Origin of the sequence: Bradyrhizobium sp. AC87j1 (genome assembly GCF_002936975.1) — a bacterium.
In the GTDB taxonomy this organism is placed as follows: domain Bacteria; phylum Pseudomonadota; class Alphaproteobacteria; order Rhizobiales; family Xanthobacteraceae; genus Bradyrhizobium; species Bradyrhizobium shewense.
Genome location: NZ_PTFE01000005.1, coordinates 20,918 through 37,031, shown reverse-complemented (window position 1 = coordinate 37,031; position 16,114 = coordinate 20,918). Strand labels below are relative to the sequence as shown.

Below are 16,114 nucleotides of genomic sequence, written 5' to 3'. Positions count from 1 at the left end.
CATATCCTTGACCGCGCACTATCTCCGCGCAAATCCGAAGAATTCAGGTGACGATGAATTAGTTTCACCTAGACTGGGCGGGCATGCACAAGCTCCCGCCCCTGATCGAGCTTCGCGCTTTTGAAGCCGCCGCCCGCCATCTGAGCTTCAAGAAGGCAGCGGCAGAACTCGGCGTGACGCCAACAGCGATCAGCCATCAGATCGGGTTGCTCGAGCAATACTGCGGTCGCGCTCTGTTTCGCCGCAGACCACGGCCGCTCTCGCTGACCGATGCCGGAGCGCGGCTTTTCCCCGCCATACGCGGCGGGCTCGAGGTGTTTGCCGCGGCCATCGCGAGCGTCAAGCAGGAAGGCGCCCAACAGCCGCTCCGGGTGACGACGACCAACGCATTCGCCAGCCGCTGGCTCGTGCCTCGCCTGCCCCTGTGGCGCAAGTTGCATCCCGACGTGCCGCTGGAGATCATCGGCACTGACACGGTGCTCGACCTGCAGGCCGGAGACGGCGACGTCGCCATTCGCTACGCGACCGGCCGAGTACGGCCGACAGATGGCATCGTCGAAGATCTCTTCAGCGATACATTCTGGGCCGTCTGCAGTCCGCGCCTGCTTGCAGCGGGGCGCTTGATGCGACCGGTCGACCTCGCAAATCACGTCCTGATCCACTCCTACTGGTCACCGGCCGATCGTGAGCCGCCCACCTGGCAGCGATGGCTCGCCGCGGCTCAGCGCAGATGGCGTGAGGTTCCCCCGTTCAAGGACATGCAGCATCTGAGTTTCCGCGAGGAATTGCACGCCATCGAGGCGGTGATCGCAGGACAAGGAATAGGAGTGTTCAGTGATGTGCTCACGGCACACGACCTCGCCGCCGGTACGCTCGTGAAGGCGTTCAAGTTGAGCTTGCCTGGCTACGGCTTCCATGTGGTCAGTAAGGCAGGCCATCCGCGCGCGAGAACCATCCACGCCTTTTCGGAATGGTTACGGTCAAATCCTTGATCCGCGTCCCTGCGCGTTCGAGATGTCCACTCCAGATCCCGGCGAAATAAACGTGAACCGTCATGCCACCGCAAGTTGTGATCACGCCGATCGTCGTATAGCGTCAGTCACGGTCCCTCACCATACGTAGTCGATCGCTTCATGCTCGCCCGAATATTGCTTCTGCTGGCCTTGCTGTCGCTTCCCGGCGCATTGCGTGCCGAAGCAGCGCCGGCCGAGAAACCCGGCTTTGCCTCCAGGCTGACGATCCATCTCGCCAAAGGCGCGCCCGACGCGTGCGGGCCGGGCTGCGACCGCTGGATCGCGATCGAGGGCCAGATCGATCAGGACGCAGCGTCCCGCATTCGCCGCTTCCTCGCCGGCGTCAAGGACCTGCAGCGCCCGATCTACCTCCATTCGCCCGGTGGAAACGTTGAGCAGTCCTATGTGATCGCCCGGCTGCTACGCAGCCGCAAGGCGATCGCCCGGGTTGGCCGGACGATCGCGACGGCGTGCACCGCGGGCACGCAGATCGACGGCGCATGCCTGAAGATCAAGAATGCGACCGGCGAGGTCGAGGCCGAACTCAGCACCTATCATGCGATGTGCAACTCGGCCTGCGGTTACCTGTTTCTCGGAGCGACCTCTCGCGAGGTTGCTCCCGACGCCGCGCTGGCGGTCCATAACTCCAGGCTCATCCTCCGGTTTCGAGGCAATCCCCCTCCGGAAGTGGTCGCCGAAGCGCGGCGGCGCCGGATCGCCGGCGCCGACCGCGACCGCGCCGCGTTCATTGCGGCGATGGGAATCAGCCGCGAGCTCGATGCACTGATCAGCACCGTGAAGTTTGAAAGCCTGCACGTGCTGACGCGGCCCGAGCTCTACCGGTTCGGAATCGACACGCGACCGCTGGCCGAGACGATGTGGCGGCTGGAAAAAGGAGCGCGACCGTTCATCAGCAAGATCGCCGCGGTGAAGAAGGAGAGCGGCGCCTCGTTCCGGACCATGGAATGGCGCCTCTATTGCGAAAACAAGAAGCGCGTGCCGCTGATGTTCGCGGGTGAGATCGACGCATCGACCGCCGGCAAGAAAACGATCCTGATCGCGGCCAGCGCCGACATGAGCAAGGAAGCCGGAGGGCCTCCGGTGCGGTTCGGGAAGTACGAGGTCTGGAACGGCGCCGTCGACCCCGACATGGTCAAGGCAGTGCTGGCCTCGCACTCCCTGCAGGTGCGGGAAACCACGCCGGAACCAGAGGGAAAGGCTGACGTCACAAGCTTCAAGATCGACACGACCGGTTTGGCGTCGGTGTGGACGCAGCTCGGGACGTCGTGCACCTCGGTGGCGACAGGCCCGGCAAAGGCTTGGCCAGCGAATTCTCTGCGGCCGACACCCTGGACGGACAGTCCATGGACAGTCGGCGGTACCCTGCCGAACGTCAGCGCAACGCCTGCGGCCACGCCCGCGCCGTAGTGCGCAGGCTTGCAAATCAGTCTTCAAGAGCTGAAGCCTGCCCCCTCCCTCAGCCCTCGACCGGCGTGTAGATCACGAGCTTCAGCGCGGGATCGTCGTTGGCCTGGAAGCTGGTGTGCTCGAACCGGAGCACGCCCCTGGTCGGGTGGTTCATGGTCTTGAGGCCCGAGGCGGTGCTGCGGATGTCGTGGGCTTTCCACCATTTGACGAATTCTGCGAGCGCAGCGACCGCGCTTCATTCGATCACCTCATCGGCGCGAGCAAGCAGCGCCGGCGATGGCTCGATCTCGAGCTGCTTCGCGGCTTTGAGGTTGATCACGAGTTCATAGCGCGTTGCGGCCTGAACAGGCAGATCGGCAGGTTTCTCGCCCTTCAGTACCCGATCTACATATGACGCCGCTTGTTCGTACAGCTGGACGCTGTCAACGCCATAGGAGGCGAGCCCCCCTCTCACGGTGTTGTCACGCAGCCCATAAATCATCGGCAGCCGAGATTCAGCAGCAAGCTTCACGATCAGGTTGCGATACCGGCCCATGATTGAACCCGGCAGTTGGATGGCGCCCGATCCCGGGACGTATTGTGCGCTTTCAAAGAACTGCTTGATGTCGGTCTCGTCACTCACCGCGCTGATGGATACCTGCAGGCCGGCCGCAGATGCCGCTTGCGCCACCGTTGGAAGGAGGGTTCTCGACGCGGGCACCGTAGGGTCGTACATCACAGCGACCACCTTCACATCCGGCTTAAGCGCGCGAAGCAGTTCCAACCACTTTCCTGCCAACGAAGTCTCGAACATCATGAAGCCCGTGATGTTGCCGCCCGGATGCGCAAGCTCCGCCACCAGTCCGTCGACGACGGGATCGATCGTCTCCGCAAATACGATCGGAATCACGCGCGTGACGCGTTGCAAGGCCCGCGCGACCTCACCATTGCCGGCGAGCAATGCGTCGGGATCGGCGTCGACGAGCTCGCGCGCGTAGCTGTCGAGCAATTCGCGGTTGCCCGCAGTCCAGCGGTAGTCGATCCGGACGTTGCGGCCTTCGTTCCAGCCGAGCCTGCCGAATGCGCCCAGGAAGGCCTTGATGCGGAGCTGCCCTTCCGCGCTGCTCTCGGGCAACTGCATCATGATTCCCAAGTGCCGCATGCGACTGGCGCTCACCGCTATGAGCGGCCAGGTACATGCCGCGCAGGATGCGGTTGCGATAAGGAGGCGTCGATGTATCTGCACGTCTGGCATCGCCGCACTTCTCAATCACCCCTCTGTTATTTCCGCACGGTCGGTTTGGCGGATGCTGTGCTCGGACTAGGCGCCAGTTCGTATCCTCGCCTTGCGAGCCCCAGTCACAGGCAGTTTTCGATCTCGGACCGCAGCAAGCTGAAGTCGATCGGTTTGGTCACAAGTTTCGAAGCGCCCCGTTCGAGGGCCGCGCGTTGGGTCTCCTGATCGCCATAGGCCGTGATCATGATCACCGGGATCTCGGGATGTAACTCCTTCACCTTGGGCAGCATTTCCAAACCCGTCATCCCCGGCATGTTGATGTCGGAGAGGATCAGACTGGGTGATGGGTCGACCCGCACCCGCGACGCGTGCAAGGGCATCGGCCGCCGACTTTGCAAATTCCATGTTGAAGCGCTGCGCGCGCAGATCACGACGGAACTGCTGGCGAAACAGGGGCTCGACGTCGGGCTCGTCATCGACGACAAGGATGCACGCACTCAATTCCGGCCTCCGGCATCTGCAGCTGCCCTGCGCGGCAGCGTAATGATGAACTCCGTGAACACGCCCGGCTCGGTTTCGACGTCAATCGTGCCGCCGTGTTCGCGAACCGAGCGTCCGAGGTGATCCTCGACAGAAATGCCGCATATTTCGGTAATGCGCTTGTTGATCCGCAAATATCGGCAGTCGGGTGAAAGGACGGCGAAGCCAATGGGTGCGGTGTCGTACACGAGTTGCAGCGCGGGCGCCTCGTCGAGGCTCTGCGACGATTTCACGGCAGCCACTTTGCGACGAGGATTCCCGGGCACGGGTGTGAGACTCCCTCTTACACCTTTCAATGTCCGGCAGTGGCCGGTTTCGCCGGAATCGCGTCCAGCGCCCGCCGAGCCGCGCTGAACGCAAGGATGGCGCCCGCGAGATAAACCGCTATGAACGCCGCCTGCGCCAGCAACCAGGCGTTCTTTCCCGCAGCTACCGGCGAGTAGTAGAAGCTCGGCCAGATAGCATCGAAGACGAAGTAGCCCGGATAACCTACGGCGAAGACGCCAAGCAGGCCGACGATGCACAACCACAACGCTGCAGAGTGCTCCATGCTGTCTTGCGGTGCCACGCGCGCCGCCAGCATCAAGGTAAGGCCAAGCGCGACCATCCCAAGTGCGCCTGCCTGAACCGCTGCGACCGAGAGCGTCCACGGACAGGCCCACCACAGCGTGATGTTCTGCATGAACAACTGACCATTGGGCCAGCGCGCCCCCGCGCAATAGTGTCCGATGATGCCGAAGGTCAGGAAGACACCGAAAATGAAGAGGCCAAGCCCCCATTTGGCGAAACGTGAGCCGGTCGTCATTGGTTTACCCCTTTCCATGTCGTTGGGTACCCAGCTTGGTGCCGCTCCGATTCCTCTGTTCACTGCCGGCCAACTGTGCCGCTGCCATCTACGACCTTCTCGACGTCCGTCAGCCTCCACGACTTGTCGTAGAGGGCCTTTGTCGGGCCGTAGAGACGGAAGATCAGTTCGAACTCTCGCTTCGGGTCGGTGGGTACCCAGTTCGATTCCTGGCCGGCCGGCGCCGCGGGGCCGAAGTACACATCGATCGAGCCGTCCGCGTTCTTCTTTATCTCCGGAATTTGGGACGAGCGGCTCGCCCGGGACACATTGCGGATCAGCGCGTGCGTATCGCCGTCTTATGCGGTCGCCGACCAGTACTGTTCGACCGGCACGTTGGGCGGCACCTTGAGGCGATAATTCTTGCCGCCGTCGAGCCGCTTGCCTTCGCCGTCCTGGTTGGTCAGCAGATAGAACTGTCCGACGCCCAGCGCCTTGATGGCGATATAGCCATAGGTGTAGGCCAAGGCACGATCGTCCACCGGGTAGTCATTGAGATCGGACAGGTCGTTGCGCCACATATTGACGACCTCCGGCACGACAATCGCGGCCCAGTGGCTTGCATCCCAGTAGGACGCGAAGGGCGGGAAGAACTTGTCGTATCTCGCCTTGAGCAACGCGTGGGCTTCACGGATGCCTGCTTCGAGCGCCGCCTTGGTTTGCGCATCGGGTTTGAACGGCATGCCCTTTTCGATACCGATCGATTTGAGCTGGCTTATCATGACCCGGTCGCGGTCGAGCCAGGGCTCCTTCTGGATCACCCGGTTCAAATTCTCGAAGAAGCTGAAGTCGTATTTGAGTGTGGAATCGAAAATCACCTCCTGGGCGTCGGTGAAGATGGTTGCCGGCGGATTGTCGGCCTGCGACAGCGGATAGAATTTCGCCCGTTTGCCATACGCAACCGACGTCGCAACGTCCGCGCTGCCATGGCTCTTGAGATTCGAGCGCAGCAGAATAATGCCACCAAAGGTATCGAATTTCAGCGGCGTGTAGCCTTGCGGAACCGATCCCGAATAGCCGGGTGGCAGCATGAGGTACTTGCCTCCCTTGCCCTTGTCGGTGCCGTAGAGTCCCGCGTCCGCGAGCGGCATCTGCCAGGTGTTGATAATGTTGATGTTGAACGACCCATCATCTTCGGCCGGTGGAACCTCGAGAACGAGCGGACCAGCGTCCTTGGTGTTGATGAACACCATGAAGTAGATCGAGTCCGGATTGGGCGTCAGCGTCTGGTTGTGCCAATCGAGCGGACGACCCCAGTACAGGATCTGGTTCTCCTTGCCCGCGGTCTTCGCGAACATCTCCTGCAGCATCAGCTCGGCATTGACCGCAGGCATGCCCCAGATCGCGGCCTCGACCGCACGCCGCTCGATGCTGCGTTGCTCAAGCTCCGTTGGGGAAGGATTTTGCGCAAACGCCACCGTCGCCGCACCCATGAAAGCGCATACCGCAAGGCTCAACGTTGTCAGGATGGCGTTTCTCATCTGGCTACTCCTTCCGCGTTGGACCACCCCGCTATCGATGTCTGGTCGCGGCCGGCTTCGATCGAAGCCGGCTTCTCGCGACCGTTACTTCTGACCGACGGTGCTGCCGTCGCCGGCTTTGACCTCTTCGAAGTCACCCGGCTTCCAGCTTCCGTTGAATGCTGGCCCTTCCGGCCCGTACAGGCGGAGGTAAACGAACCAGCCCTGGCCGGGATTGGTCTTGATCCACAGGCCTTCTTTGCCAGACGGCGCTGTGGGGCCGAAGTAGAGATCGGTGCTGCCCGTCTTCGGGACGTCCTTCAGTTCAACCAGCGACCGCAACGCCGCCTTGTTCTGGTCGGTCTGGATCATTGAACGCGTCTTGGGGTCGTACACTGTGACCGACCAGAACAGTTTTTGCGGCACGGGCTGCGGCACGCTCAACTTGTAGGTCTTGCCGCCGTCGAGGAACGCGCCCTCCTTGTCGCGCTGTCCCTGCCAATACAGCGAGCCGGCGCCTTCCTTGCGTCCGAACATCTTCGGTGAAGCGCCAGTCGCCTGCGAGAACCAGTGATCGCGAGCCTGAACATCGATGCCACCAGGCGCTTCGAAGTCGCCGTTATCGGAAACCAGTCCCGCCCATTCCCACTTGCGGTCCGGCCAGACGATCCGGTCGGGCCGGCTGCTGTCGTAAGCGGCCACCAGCATGCGGTCTCGTCCGGTCCTGGCTGCTCGTTCCAGAATCGCCTTCATGCGGGCGTCCGGCGCAAACGGTTTGTCCTTCGCAATGCCGAGCGCCATCAGCATCCCGTACATCGGCCGGAATTCCTCGGAAGCCGGCTCGTCTTGCACGATCTTGTGCAGCTTTTCCCAATATTGAAGGTTGTCCTCCCATTTCAGCGGGCTGGCATCGAACGGTTGGTCCGTCTTGTCGACGAACGCGTAAGTGGGTGGGTTGGCGGATTGGGAGAGCGGATAGACCTTGATCTGCCGTATCGCCTCCAGCGCGCCCTTGATGTCGCCGCCCGATGGCAGGGCACGTGACCCGAAAAAAACGAACCGCGTGTTTGAGCGGGACGCGTGGTACCCGGCCGGCGCTTCACCCGTGTATTCGGCCGGCAGGACCAGGTGTTTGCCCCCCTTGCCGGCCTCCGGGCCGGTAAGGCCCATGTCGGCGATCCAGCGGAAGTTGTGATCGTTGAAGAGGCCGATGTAAGGGCCGGGTGGCAACTCCACGACGGTTGGCCCGGACTCCTTCAGGTCGAGCACCGCGAACACGTAAGGCGTATCGGCGTTGCCGGTGAAGAACACGTTCTTCGGCCCGCCCGAGAACAGCAACCCACCCTTATTGTCCTGCGCACCGGTGTCGCGCGCGCCTTGGAAAATGCCTTCCAGCGAGACGGTGGGATAGAAGAACTGGTACGCCTGCACGGCGCGCTCGAAGTCCTCCTCATCATGAACGCGCTGCGCCGTCGCCGGCACGGGGAAACCGCGCTCAAACGTGTAGGAAGATTCACCAGTTGACGTCGTCGCTTGTTGAGCGTTTGCCGGTGATACCAGCATGAAAACAGCAGCAAGTGCTGTGGCTGCAAGCAAGGTGTCGCGTCGGGTCAGAGTTGCTTGATCGCTCATAGTGTCCTCCCGTTGCGCTTGAGTGGGATGATGATCCAATGATTGCCGAAATCGTGTCTTGAACTGACCGCATAGGCTGGTAGCTGCATAACCAGCCTATGCTCGCTTCTGCCTTGCGCCGTAACGCGATCGGCATTTTTCAGCCGCCGTGCGCATGCTCCAACTGCGTCATGATCTGGTCGACGCTGAAACTCGATGGCTTTTGCCGTGGCGGGAAGTCCTTGAACGTCCCGACAAACTGCGCCACCAACGCTTGCGCCGGTACGAACAGGAACGCCCGCTGGATCGTCCAGTCGTAATAGGTGTTCGAGGTTATGTCGGCGCGCTCGTAGGGGTCGGAGCGCAGGTTGAACAGCTTGGGCACCCGGCGGCAGACAAAGGGCTCTGCCCACAGATCGAACGTGCCGGGTGTCTTCTGCTCACAGAACACTACTTTCCAGTTTTCGTAACGGATCGCCACGAGCTGGGCATCGTCGTTGATATAGAAGAACTCCTTGCGCTCGGACTTCTCCTGCTGGCCGGTGAGGAAGGGCAGCTGATTGTAGCCGTCGAGGTGCACCTTGAAGTTCTTGCCCATCGCATCGTGGCCGGTCAGCAGCTTCCTCTTGATGTCCGGCTCACCGGCGGCGGCGAGCAGCGTCGGGAACCAGTCAAGTGCCGCGAAAATCTCGTTGCTGACGCCGGGCTTGATGCGGCCGGGCCAACGGATCATCGCCGGGACCCGATAGGCGCCTTCCCAGTTGGTATTCTTCTCGCTGCGGAATGGCGTCATGGCGCCGTCCGGCCACGAGTTCATGTGGGGCCCGTTGTCCGTGCCATAGATAACGATGGTGTCGTTCGCGATGCCCAACTCGTCCAGAGTCTTGAGCAGATCGCCGACCTGGCCATCATGTTCAAGCATGCCGTCGAGGTACTCGGTCAAGCCGCTGCGGCCACGATATTCGGGCCGGACATGCGTATAGAGGTGCATGCGGGTGCCGTTCCACCAGCAGAAGAACGGCTTGTTGGCCTGAGTCTGGCGCTTGATGAAGTCGATTGCCGCACGGACGTTTCGTCATCAATCGTCTCCATGCGCTTTTTGGTAAGTGGGCCGGTGTCCTCGACTGTTTGCATGCCAAGCTTGCCGAAGCGGGGATCGACCGTCGCATCGTCTCGGTCAGTCGCCTTGCATTTGAGCACGCCGCGCGGACCGAACTTCGCCTTGAAAGCCGGGTCCTTCGGGTAGTCGTCGCGCTCCGGTTCTTCCTCGGCGTTGAGATGATAAAGGTTGCCGAAGAACTCGTCGAAACCATGCATCGTAGGCAGAAACTCGTTGCGGTCGCCGAGATGGTTCTTGCCGAACTGGCCGGTTGCGTAACCGAGCGGCTTCAGTGCTGCGGCAATGGTGATGTCTTCCGCCTGCAAGCCGAGCGTGGCGGCCGGCAAGCCGACCTTGGTCATGCCGGTGCGCAGCCCCGATTGCCCGGTGATGAACGATGAGCGGCCTGCAGTGCAGCTCTGCTCCGCGTAATAATCGGTGAACATCAACCCTTCGCGCGCGATGCGGTCGATGTTCGGCGTTTTGTAGCCCATCAAGCCGAACGTATAGGCACTGACATTCGCAATACCGACATCGTCGCCCCAGATGACGAGGATGTTCGGTCGCCGACCGGACGGCGCCGGCGCCTGAGCCTGGGCCTGAGCGACCGGCTCCAGCGGACCCGCCGCCAGGGCGGACGCCGCCGCGAGCGCGGTGCCGCCGAGCAGGATCCTGCGGCGATCGAGCGCGCGCGATTTTGCTTCGGTCTTCGGATCGGTCTTGTCTCGGCCTTTGGCAGTCATGACATTCTCCCTTCACGAATGACGCATCGGAACCCCACATGGCTGGTGGACGTGTCGACCGGTTCGGCATGGCGCGCGGCCGGGCGATAGCGGCGGCAATAGTTCGGCGCACATAGGTGCGAGCCGCCCTTCAGCACCTTGCGTGGAATCCGGATCTTCGGCTGGCACGAATCGTAGCTGTCCGTCTCGGAACCCCCACGTGGGTTGACGGGAATGCAGCACGGCTTGGCGGCGTCGGCTTCGTGCTTCGCCGACCACCAGTCGCAGGTCCACTCCCACACGTTGCCGATCATGTCGTGCAGGCCGTAGCCGTTCGGCGGAAACGCCGTCACCGGCGACGTGCGTGCAAAGCCATCCTCGCAGCGGTTCTCGCGCGGGAACTCGCCCTGCCAGATGTTCGCCATGTGCTTCCCGCCGGGGCTCAGTTCGTCCCCCCAAGCGAATTCTGCGCCGTCGAGGCCGCCGCGGGCGGCGAACTCCCACTCGGCCTCCGTCGGCAACTCCTTGCCCGCCCAGTGCGCGTAGGCCTCTGCGTCCCGATAGGCGATGTGCACGACTGGATGGTCGTCGAGCCCCTTGATGTTACTCTTCGGCCCGTAGGGATGTCGCCAGGCTGCTCCCTTCGTGAATTGCCACCATTGGCTCCAGTCGCGCAGTTCGGCGACGCGTGACGGCGGCGTAAACACCAACGATCCGGCGTAGAGCATGTGCTTCAGTGCGCCCGGATAGTCCTTGGGATCCGGCGGGACCTCGGCGAAGGTAACGTAGCCGGTCGCCCGCACGAACTCCTTGAACTGGCGATTGGTGACCGGCGTGCGATCGATGCAGAAACTATCGACACTCACTCCGTGGGCGGGCGCTTCCTCCGGATAGTGGCTATTGGACCCCATCGCGAAGCCCCCGCCCGGAACGAAGACCATTCCAGAGGCATCGTGCTTATGGTCATTCCAATTGATAACGTCCTGCAGCGACATCAGGGGAGTCCCCCCGTAGCGCACTTGCAGAGCCATGATCGTTAGACGGCGACCGGCTCGCCTGGCCACGGTCGTTGCTCTGAAGTCGAGCAAAGCGCGGGATAGACCGTTGATCTATATCAACGCCGTGATTTGTTCCTATCCGGAACCGCTTCCGCACTGGAACCAACTGTCAGCCTGACCTGGCCGCTTTGTGCCAGGAGCCATCCCGCACCAACTGATCAAGATGCACATCCGACCGCCGCCACCCTACACCGGCGTGTAGATCACGAGCTTCAGCGCGGGATCGTCGTTGGCCTGGAAGCTGGTGTGCTCGAACCGGAGCACGCCCCTGGTCGGATGGTTCATCGTCTTGAGGCCCGAGGCGGTGTTGCGGATGTCGTGGGCTTCCCACCATTTGACGAATTCCGGACTGCCCTGGCGCAGCCGCGTCAGCAGCTCCGTGAAAGCGGGATCGCCGGCCCAGACGTCGTGATTGGCGCGGAACATCGCGACCATGCTCCTGGCGACGTCGGTCCAGCTCGCGCCGTAGAATTTTCGCGTCTGCTTGTTGGTCATCACCAGCAGCAGCGTATTGCGATCCTGCTCGGGCAACTGACCGAAGGCAAAGACCTCCTCGGCCGCCGCGTTCCAGGCCAGCACATCCCAGCGGCGCCCGGTGATATAGGCCGGCTGGGGCAGGCTCTCGATCATCCGCCGAATGGGCGGCGGCACGATCTCGCGCGTGAACGCCCCCTTGGCGCCGTCGCGCGCCAGCGCCTTCAAATGCGCGTGCTCGGTCTTGCTGAGGCGGAGTGCGCGGGCCAGCGCGTCGACGGTGGTCACCGATGGGCTGACGGTGCGGCCCTGTTCGAGGCGGATGTACCAGTCGACGCCGATGCCGGCGAGCTGCGCGACCTCCTCGCGGCGTAGCCCCGCGGTGCGCCGGCGCCGGCCGATCGGAAGGCCAACCGTCTTCGGCGACAGCTTTTCGCGGCGAGACCTCAGGAAGTCGCCGAATTCAACGCGGCGCGGATCGGCCATGGTGTGTCGCTCCCGCATGGAGGGTCTTTGGAATACTAGGATAATACCAGGCCTTCTTGGCCCCTCCAAGGCGGCGCATATGGGATTCACCGCGACTGTGAGGTGAACATCCATGAAAGCTGCCGTACTCAAATCCCTTGGATCGCCGCTGGTGATCGAGGACGTTCCGAAGCCGACCATCGGCACCGGCGAGGTGATCGTCGACATCGTCGCAACCCGCGTGCTGTCCTATATGAACGAGGTCTTCAGCGGGGAGCGCAACTATGCGCTCGATCTCCCGATCATCCCGGGACCCGGCGGCATTGGCCGGGTGCGCGCCATCGGTCCGGATGCCACCAAGCTCAGCGTCGGCGACTGGGTGTTTTGCGACCCGACGGTGCGCTCGCGCGACGACACCGTTGCGCCCGATATCGCCCTGCAAGGGCTCACCGCTGCCGGGCCCGGCGGCATGCGGCTGCAACAGCATTTTCGCCACGGCTCCTTCGCCGAGCAAATGAGGGTGCCGACCGAGAACGTCAAAACTCTCGGCGCGATCACGCCGAAGGAAGCCACACAATGGTGCGCGCTGGGCACGCTGCTAGTGCCTTACGGCGGCTTCCTCGCTGCGAACCTTAGAGCAGGCGAGACCGTGCTGGTGAGCGGGGCCACCGGCAATTTCGGCAGCGCCGCCGTCTCGGTCGCGCTGGCGATGGGCGCGGCTTGCGTGGTCACGCCCGGTCGCAACGAGAAAATCCTCGCCGACCTCGTCCGCCGCTTCGGCAGCCGCGTGCAACCGGTCAAGCTTACGGGCAATGAAGATCACGACCGCGAGGCGATGAAGCGCGCAGCGCCCGGCCCGATCGATTGTGTGTTCGACATCATGCCCCCCTCCGTGAGCCCCGACGTCGTGCGTGCAGCGATCATGACAGTGCGTCCCTATGGACGCGTCGTGCTGATGGGCGGCGTCGGCATGGCCGGCGGCGCGGGCCTCGAGCTTCCCTACCCCTGGATCATGCGCAACTGCATCAGCATCCACGGCGTCTGGATGTACCCGCCGGATGCCGCGAGCCGTCTGATCGCGCTGGTGCGTGCGGGGCTGCTCAGGCTGGATGAATACGAGACGACGGCCTTCGACCTCGACCACGCCAACGAGGCGGTCGCGCACGCCGCGGCCAATGGCGGACCGTTCAAATTGACGGTGATCCGGCCTTGAGTCCTAAAGCGCGATGCGATGAGGATGAATCGTCATCGCGCTTTAGGTTGTTGTTCAAGCATGATCTTTTCGGAAAGTCGCTGCGCACTTTTCCGGATCATGCTTTAGGGGCGCGGCGGAGCGCCGTCGCCGATTTTTTTCGTCAGTCCGGCCAAGCACTTGGCTACTGTGCATGGGGTTGTTTTCGCATTTTTGTTAGGGACGTGAGCCGCCCTTCAAGCGAGCACTACAATCCCGGTGATCTCGCCGCCCAGGCCTTGGTGGCCTGGCAGCTTTCCATCGCTCGGACGTAGGCAGGGCGTGCCGTCGTGCGGGCGAGATAGTCCCGCTCGGTAGAACCGGGGACATAGTTGCCGGTTCGCAGGCCGAGCAGGAGGGCGTAGCTCACCGAGATATCGGCGGCCGTGAATCGGTCGCCGGCGAGATAGGGGCAATCCGCGAGGCGGCGGATAACCAACCCCAGCCGGCTCTCGAAGGTCTGGAGTGCCCAGCGGGTAACCCGGGCATCTCGCTCGGCTTCGGGCGCCAGTTGGCGACCGACAATGACGGCGTTCATCGGCCCGGCGAGCCCGGCCTCGCCCAAGTGGAGAAATTGCAGATAGGAAGCGAAGGCGGGATCGCCCGGGGCGACGGCTAGCGAACCAGAGCCGTGACGGGCGAGCAGATACTCAAGAATCGCGATCGATTCGACCATGATCGTCTCGCCGTCCTGCAGTGCCGGAATGAAGCCGGCGGGGTTGATCGCGAGGAAATCGCGATCAATCTCGGCTGCGAGCAGATCGACCGGGTGCAGCCGGTAGGCCAATCTCAATTCCTCGAGTAGCCAGACAACACGGAAGCCGCGACCTTCGCCATAGACGGTGAACATGGTTGAGCGTTCCTGATTGGGCTCGATGTACTAGCTCGCAGAGGTAAGCCAGACGCGCAACGGGCTATCGACAGCGCATCTTGCGCTCACGGCTTGTTACTCGAGCTCGACCACCTGGCCGTTCGACAGCGACACCCGCCGGTCCATCCGGCCGGCGAGCTCCATGTTGTGGGTCGCGATCAGCATCGAGACCTTGGTCGCCTTGACCAGCTGCATCAGCGCCTGGAAGACGTGATCCGCCGTGTGCGGATCGAGGTTGCCGGTCGGCTCGTCCGCAAACAGCACCCGCGGCGCGTTGGCAACCGCGCGCGCGATCGCGACGCGCTGCTGCTCGCCGCCGGACAGCTCGGCCGGGCGATGGGTGATGCGGTCGCCGAGGCCGAGATAGCCCAAAATCTCCTTGGCGCGCTTGACGCTCTCGGACTTCTTCAGGCCGCGGATCATCTGCGGCATCATGACGTTCTCGAGCGCCGAGAACTCCGGCAATAGCCGGTGCGACTGGTAGACGAAGCCGATATCGGTGCGGCGGAGCTGCGTGCGCTCGATGTCGGGCAGCTGCGAGGTCGGCGCACCCGAGACATAGACCTCGCCGGAATCGGGCGCTTCCAATAGCCCCGCGATGTGCAGCAGCGTCGATTTGCCCGAGCCCGACGGCGCCACCAGCGCCACCGACTGTCCGGCCCACAGCGCGAGCTTGGCGCCGTCCAGGATCGTCAGCGGCACCTCGCCCTGCAAGTACTGCCGCTTTATCTCGTGGAGATAAATGACCGGTACGTCTTCCGCCCCCTGCTGCTGCTCCATCAACCCCTCACTCGTACCGCAGCGCTTCGACGGGATCGAGGCGCGCGGCGCGCCACGACGGATACAGCGTCGCCAGGAACGACAGCGTCAGCGCCATGATGACGACGGCCGTGGTCTCGCCGACGTCGATCTCGGCGGGCAGTTTCGACAGGAAATAGAGTTCTGGCGAGAACAGCTCGGTGCTGGTCAGCCAGGACAGGAATTGCCGGATGGATTCGATGTTGAGGCAGATCACGAGGCCGACGACAAAGCCGACCAGCGTGCCGACCACGCCGATCGAGGCGCCCGTGATCAGGAAGATGCGCATGATCGAGCCCTGCGAGGCGCCCATCGTGCGCAGGATCGCGATGTCGCTGCCCTTGTCCTTCACCAGCATGATCAGGCCGGAGACGATGTTCAGAGCTGCGACCAGCACGATCATGGTCAGGATCAGGAACATCACGTTGCGCTCGACCTGGAGCGCGTTGAAGAAGGTCGAATTGCGCTGCCGCCAATCCACCAGGAACACCGGCCTGCCCGCAGCCTCCGTCACGGCCTGGCGGAAGGCGACGATCTGATCGGGGTTGGTGGTGAACACCTCGATCGAGGTGACGTCGTTGCTGCGATTGAAATAGGCCTGCGCTTCCGCGAGCGGCATGAACACGAAGCCGAGATCGTATTCGGACATGCCGATCTCGAACACGGCGACGATCTTGTACGGCTTGATGCGCGGCGTCGTGCCCATCGGCGTGACCGCGCCCTTCGGCGCCACCAGGGTGATGCTGTCGCCGGCATGCAGCGACAGCTGGTCGGCGAGGCGCCGGCCGATTGCGACGCCCTGCCCGTCGTCAAAACCCTCGAGCGAGCCCTGCTTGATGTTCTTGGCGATCGAGGTGAGGTTGTTGAGGTCGTCGGAGCGAATGCCGCGCACCAGCACGCCCGAGGCATTCCACGGCGAGGACGCCAGCGCCTGGCCGTCCACCACGGGCGCGGCAAGCCGGATGCCTTTGACCTGGCTGAGGCGGTCGGCGACGTCCTTCCAGTCGGTCAGCGGCGATTCCAGCGGCTGGACCAGGATGTGCCCGTTCAGCCCCAGGATCTTGTCGAGCAACTCTTTGCGGAAGCCGTTCATCACGGCCATGACGATGATCAGCGTCGCCACGCCCAGCATGATGCCGAGGAAGGAGAACCCGGCGATGACCGAGATGAATCCCTCCTTGCGGCGCGCCCGCAAATAGCGCGCCGACAGCATCCACTCGAATGGCGCAAAAGGCGCGGTCTGTACGGTTTCGGTCATGGTCTCATCCATCGCTCGATAATCCC

At 62.9% G+C, this 16,114-nt stretch carries 12 protein-coding genes and 4 pseudogenes; 3 read left to right on the top strand and 13 right to left on the bottom strand.

The genetic code is table 11. The features are described 5' to 3' along the window. The first annotated feature begins 83 nt into the window (after positions 1–83). Together CV770_RS04940 and CV770_RS04935 are read left to right on the top strand one after the other, a co-directional pair. Complete coding sequence (locus tag CV770_RS04940) at positions 84–992, top strand: LysR substrate-binding domain-containing protein (protein WP_104461520.1); 909 nt, start codon at positions 84–86, stop codon at positions 990–992. 141 nt (positions 993–1,133) lie between these two features. Further along, on the top strand, positions 1,134–2,441 hold the full coding sequence (locus tag CV770_RS04935; protein ID WP_104461519.1) for a COG3904 family protein: 1,308 nt from the start codon (positions 1,134–1,136) through the stop codon (positions 2,439–2,441). Positions 2,442–2,490: 49 nt separating this feature from the next. On the opposite strand, the pseudogene CV770_RS04930 reads toward CV770_RS04935, so the two are convergent. The 10 genes and pseudogenes from CV770_RS04930 to CV770_RS04885 all read right to left on the bottom strand — a co-directional run. Continuing rightward, positions 2,491–2,652: pseudogene (locus tag CV770_RS04930) on the bottom strand (MmyB family transcriptional regulator); the annotation flags it as partial. Between the two features lie 24 nt (positions 2,653–2,676). Next, positions 2,677–3,564 (bottom strand): ABC transporter substrate-binding protein, encoded by an 888-nt coding sequence (locus CV770_RS04925; protein ID WP_161499976.1) that lies wholly within the window; start codon positions 3,562–3,564, stop codon positions 2,677–2,679. Between the two features lie 215 nt (positions 3,565–3,779). Beyond that, positions 3,780–4,158, bottom strand: a pseudogene (locus CV770_RS04920) (response regulator). Then, positions 4,155–4,430 carry a PAS domain-containing protein gene (locus tag CV770_RS43165; protein WP_245453678.1) on the bottom strand — a complete coding sequence of 92 codons (276 nt, stop codon included), beginning with the start codon at positions 4,428–4,430 and terminating at the stop codon, positions 4,155–4,157. Before CV770_RS43165 ends, CV770_RS04920 begins: the two are co-directional and overlap by 4 nt. 59 nt (positions 4,431–4,489) lie before the next feature. Further along, a complete protein-coding gene (locus tag CV770_RS04910; RefSeq protein WP_104461516.1) occupies positions 4,490–5,002 on the bottom strand; it encodes a hypothetical protein in 513 nt (170 codons plus the stop codon). 59 nt (positions 5,003–5,061) lie between these two features. Next, a pseudogene (locus CV770_RS04905) lies at positions 5,062–6,339 on the bottom strand (DUF1254 domain-containing protein). A 267-nt stretch (positions 6,340–6,606) separates the two neighbouring features. After that, a complete protein-coding gene (locus tag CV770_RS04900; RefSeq protein ID WP_104461515.1) occupies positions 6,607–8,133 on the bottom strand; it encodes a DUF1254 domain-containing protein in 1,527 nt (508 codons plus the stop codon). 139 nt (positions 8,134–8,272) lie between these two features. Further along, positions 8,273–9,954: pseudogene (locus CV770_RS04895) on the bottom strand (arylsulfatase). Further along, a complete protein-coding gene (locus tag CV770_RS04890; RefSeq protein ID WP_104461514.1) occupies positions 9,951–10,928 on the bottom strand; it encodes a formylglycine-generating enzyme family protein in 978 nt (325 codons plus the stop codon). The pseudogene CV770_RS04895 and the gene CV770_RS04890 overlap by 4 nt, the downstream one beginning before the upstream one ends. A gap of 249 nt (positions 10,929–11,177) precedes the next feature. Beyond that, entirely contained in the window at positions 11,178–11,951 is a 774-nt protein-coding gene (locus tag CV770_RS04885; protein ID WP_104461513.1) for a helix-turn-helix transcriptional regulator, read from the bottom strand. A 112-nt stretch (positions 11,952–12,063) separates the two neighbouring features. Here CV770_RS04885 and CV770_RS04880 point away from each other — a divergent pair, with 112 nt between their 5' ends. Beyond that, positions 12,064–13,143 (top strand): quinone oxidoreductase family protein, encoded by a 1,080-nt coding sequence (locus tag CV770_RS04880; RefSeq protein WP_104461512.1) that lies wholly within the window; start codon positions 12,064–12,066, stop codon positions 13,141–13,143. Between the two features lie 226 nt (positions 13,144–13,369). Here CV770_RS04880 and CV770_RS04875 read toward each other — a convergent pair whose 3' ends face one another. The 3 genes from CV770_RS04875 to CV770_RS04865 form a co-directional block, all read right to left on the bottom strand. After that, positions 13,370–14,011: a glutathione S-transferase family protein gene (locus CV770_RS04875; protein ID WP_091967125.1), complete on the bottom strand. Its 642-nt coding sequence runs from the start codon at positions 14,009–14,011 to the stop codon at positions 13,370–13,372. 96 nt (positions 14,012–14,107) lie between these two features. Continuing rightward, positions 14,108–14,812: an ABC transporter ATP-binding protein gene (locus tag CV770_RS04870; protein WP_018320184.1), complete on the bottom strand. Its 705-nt coding sequence runs from the start codon at positions 14,810–14,812 to the stop codon at positions 14,108–14,110. A 7-nt stretch (positions 14,813–14,819) separates the two neighbouring features. After that, the gene (locus tag CV770_RS04865) at positions 14,820–16,100 is read right to left on the bottom strand and encodes a lipoprotein-releasing ABC transporter permease subunit (RefSeq protein ID WP_018320183.1); all 1,281 of its coding nucleotides are present in this window, start codon (positions 16,098–16,100) and stop codon (positions 14,820–14,822) included. Positions 16,101–16,114 lie beyond the last annotated feature (14 nt).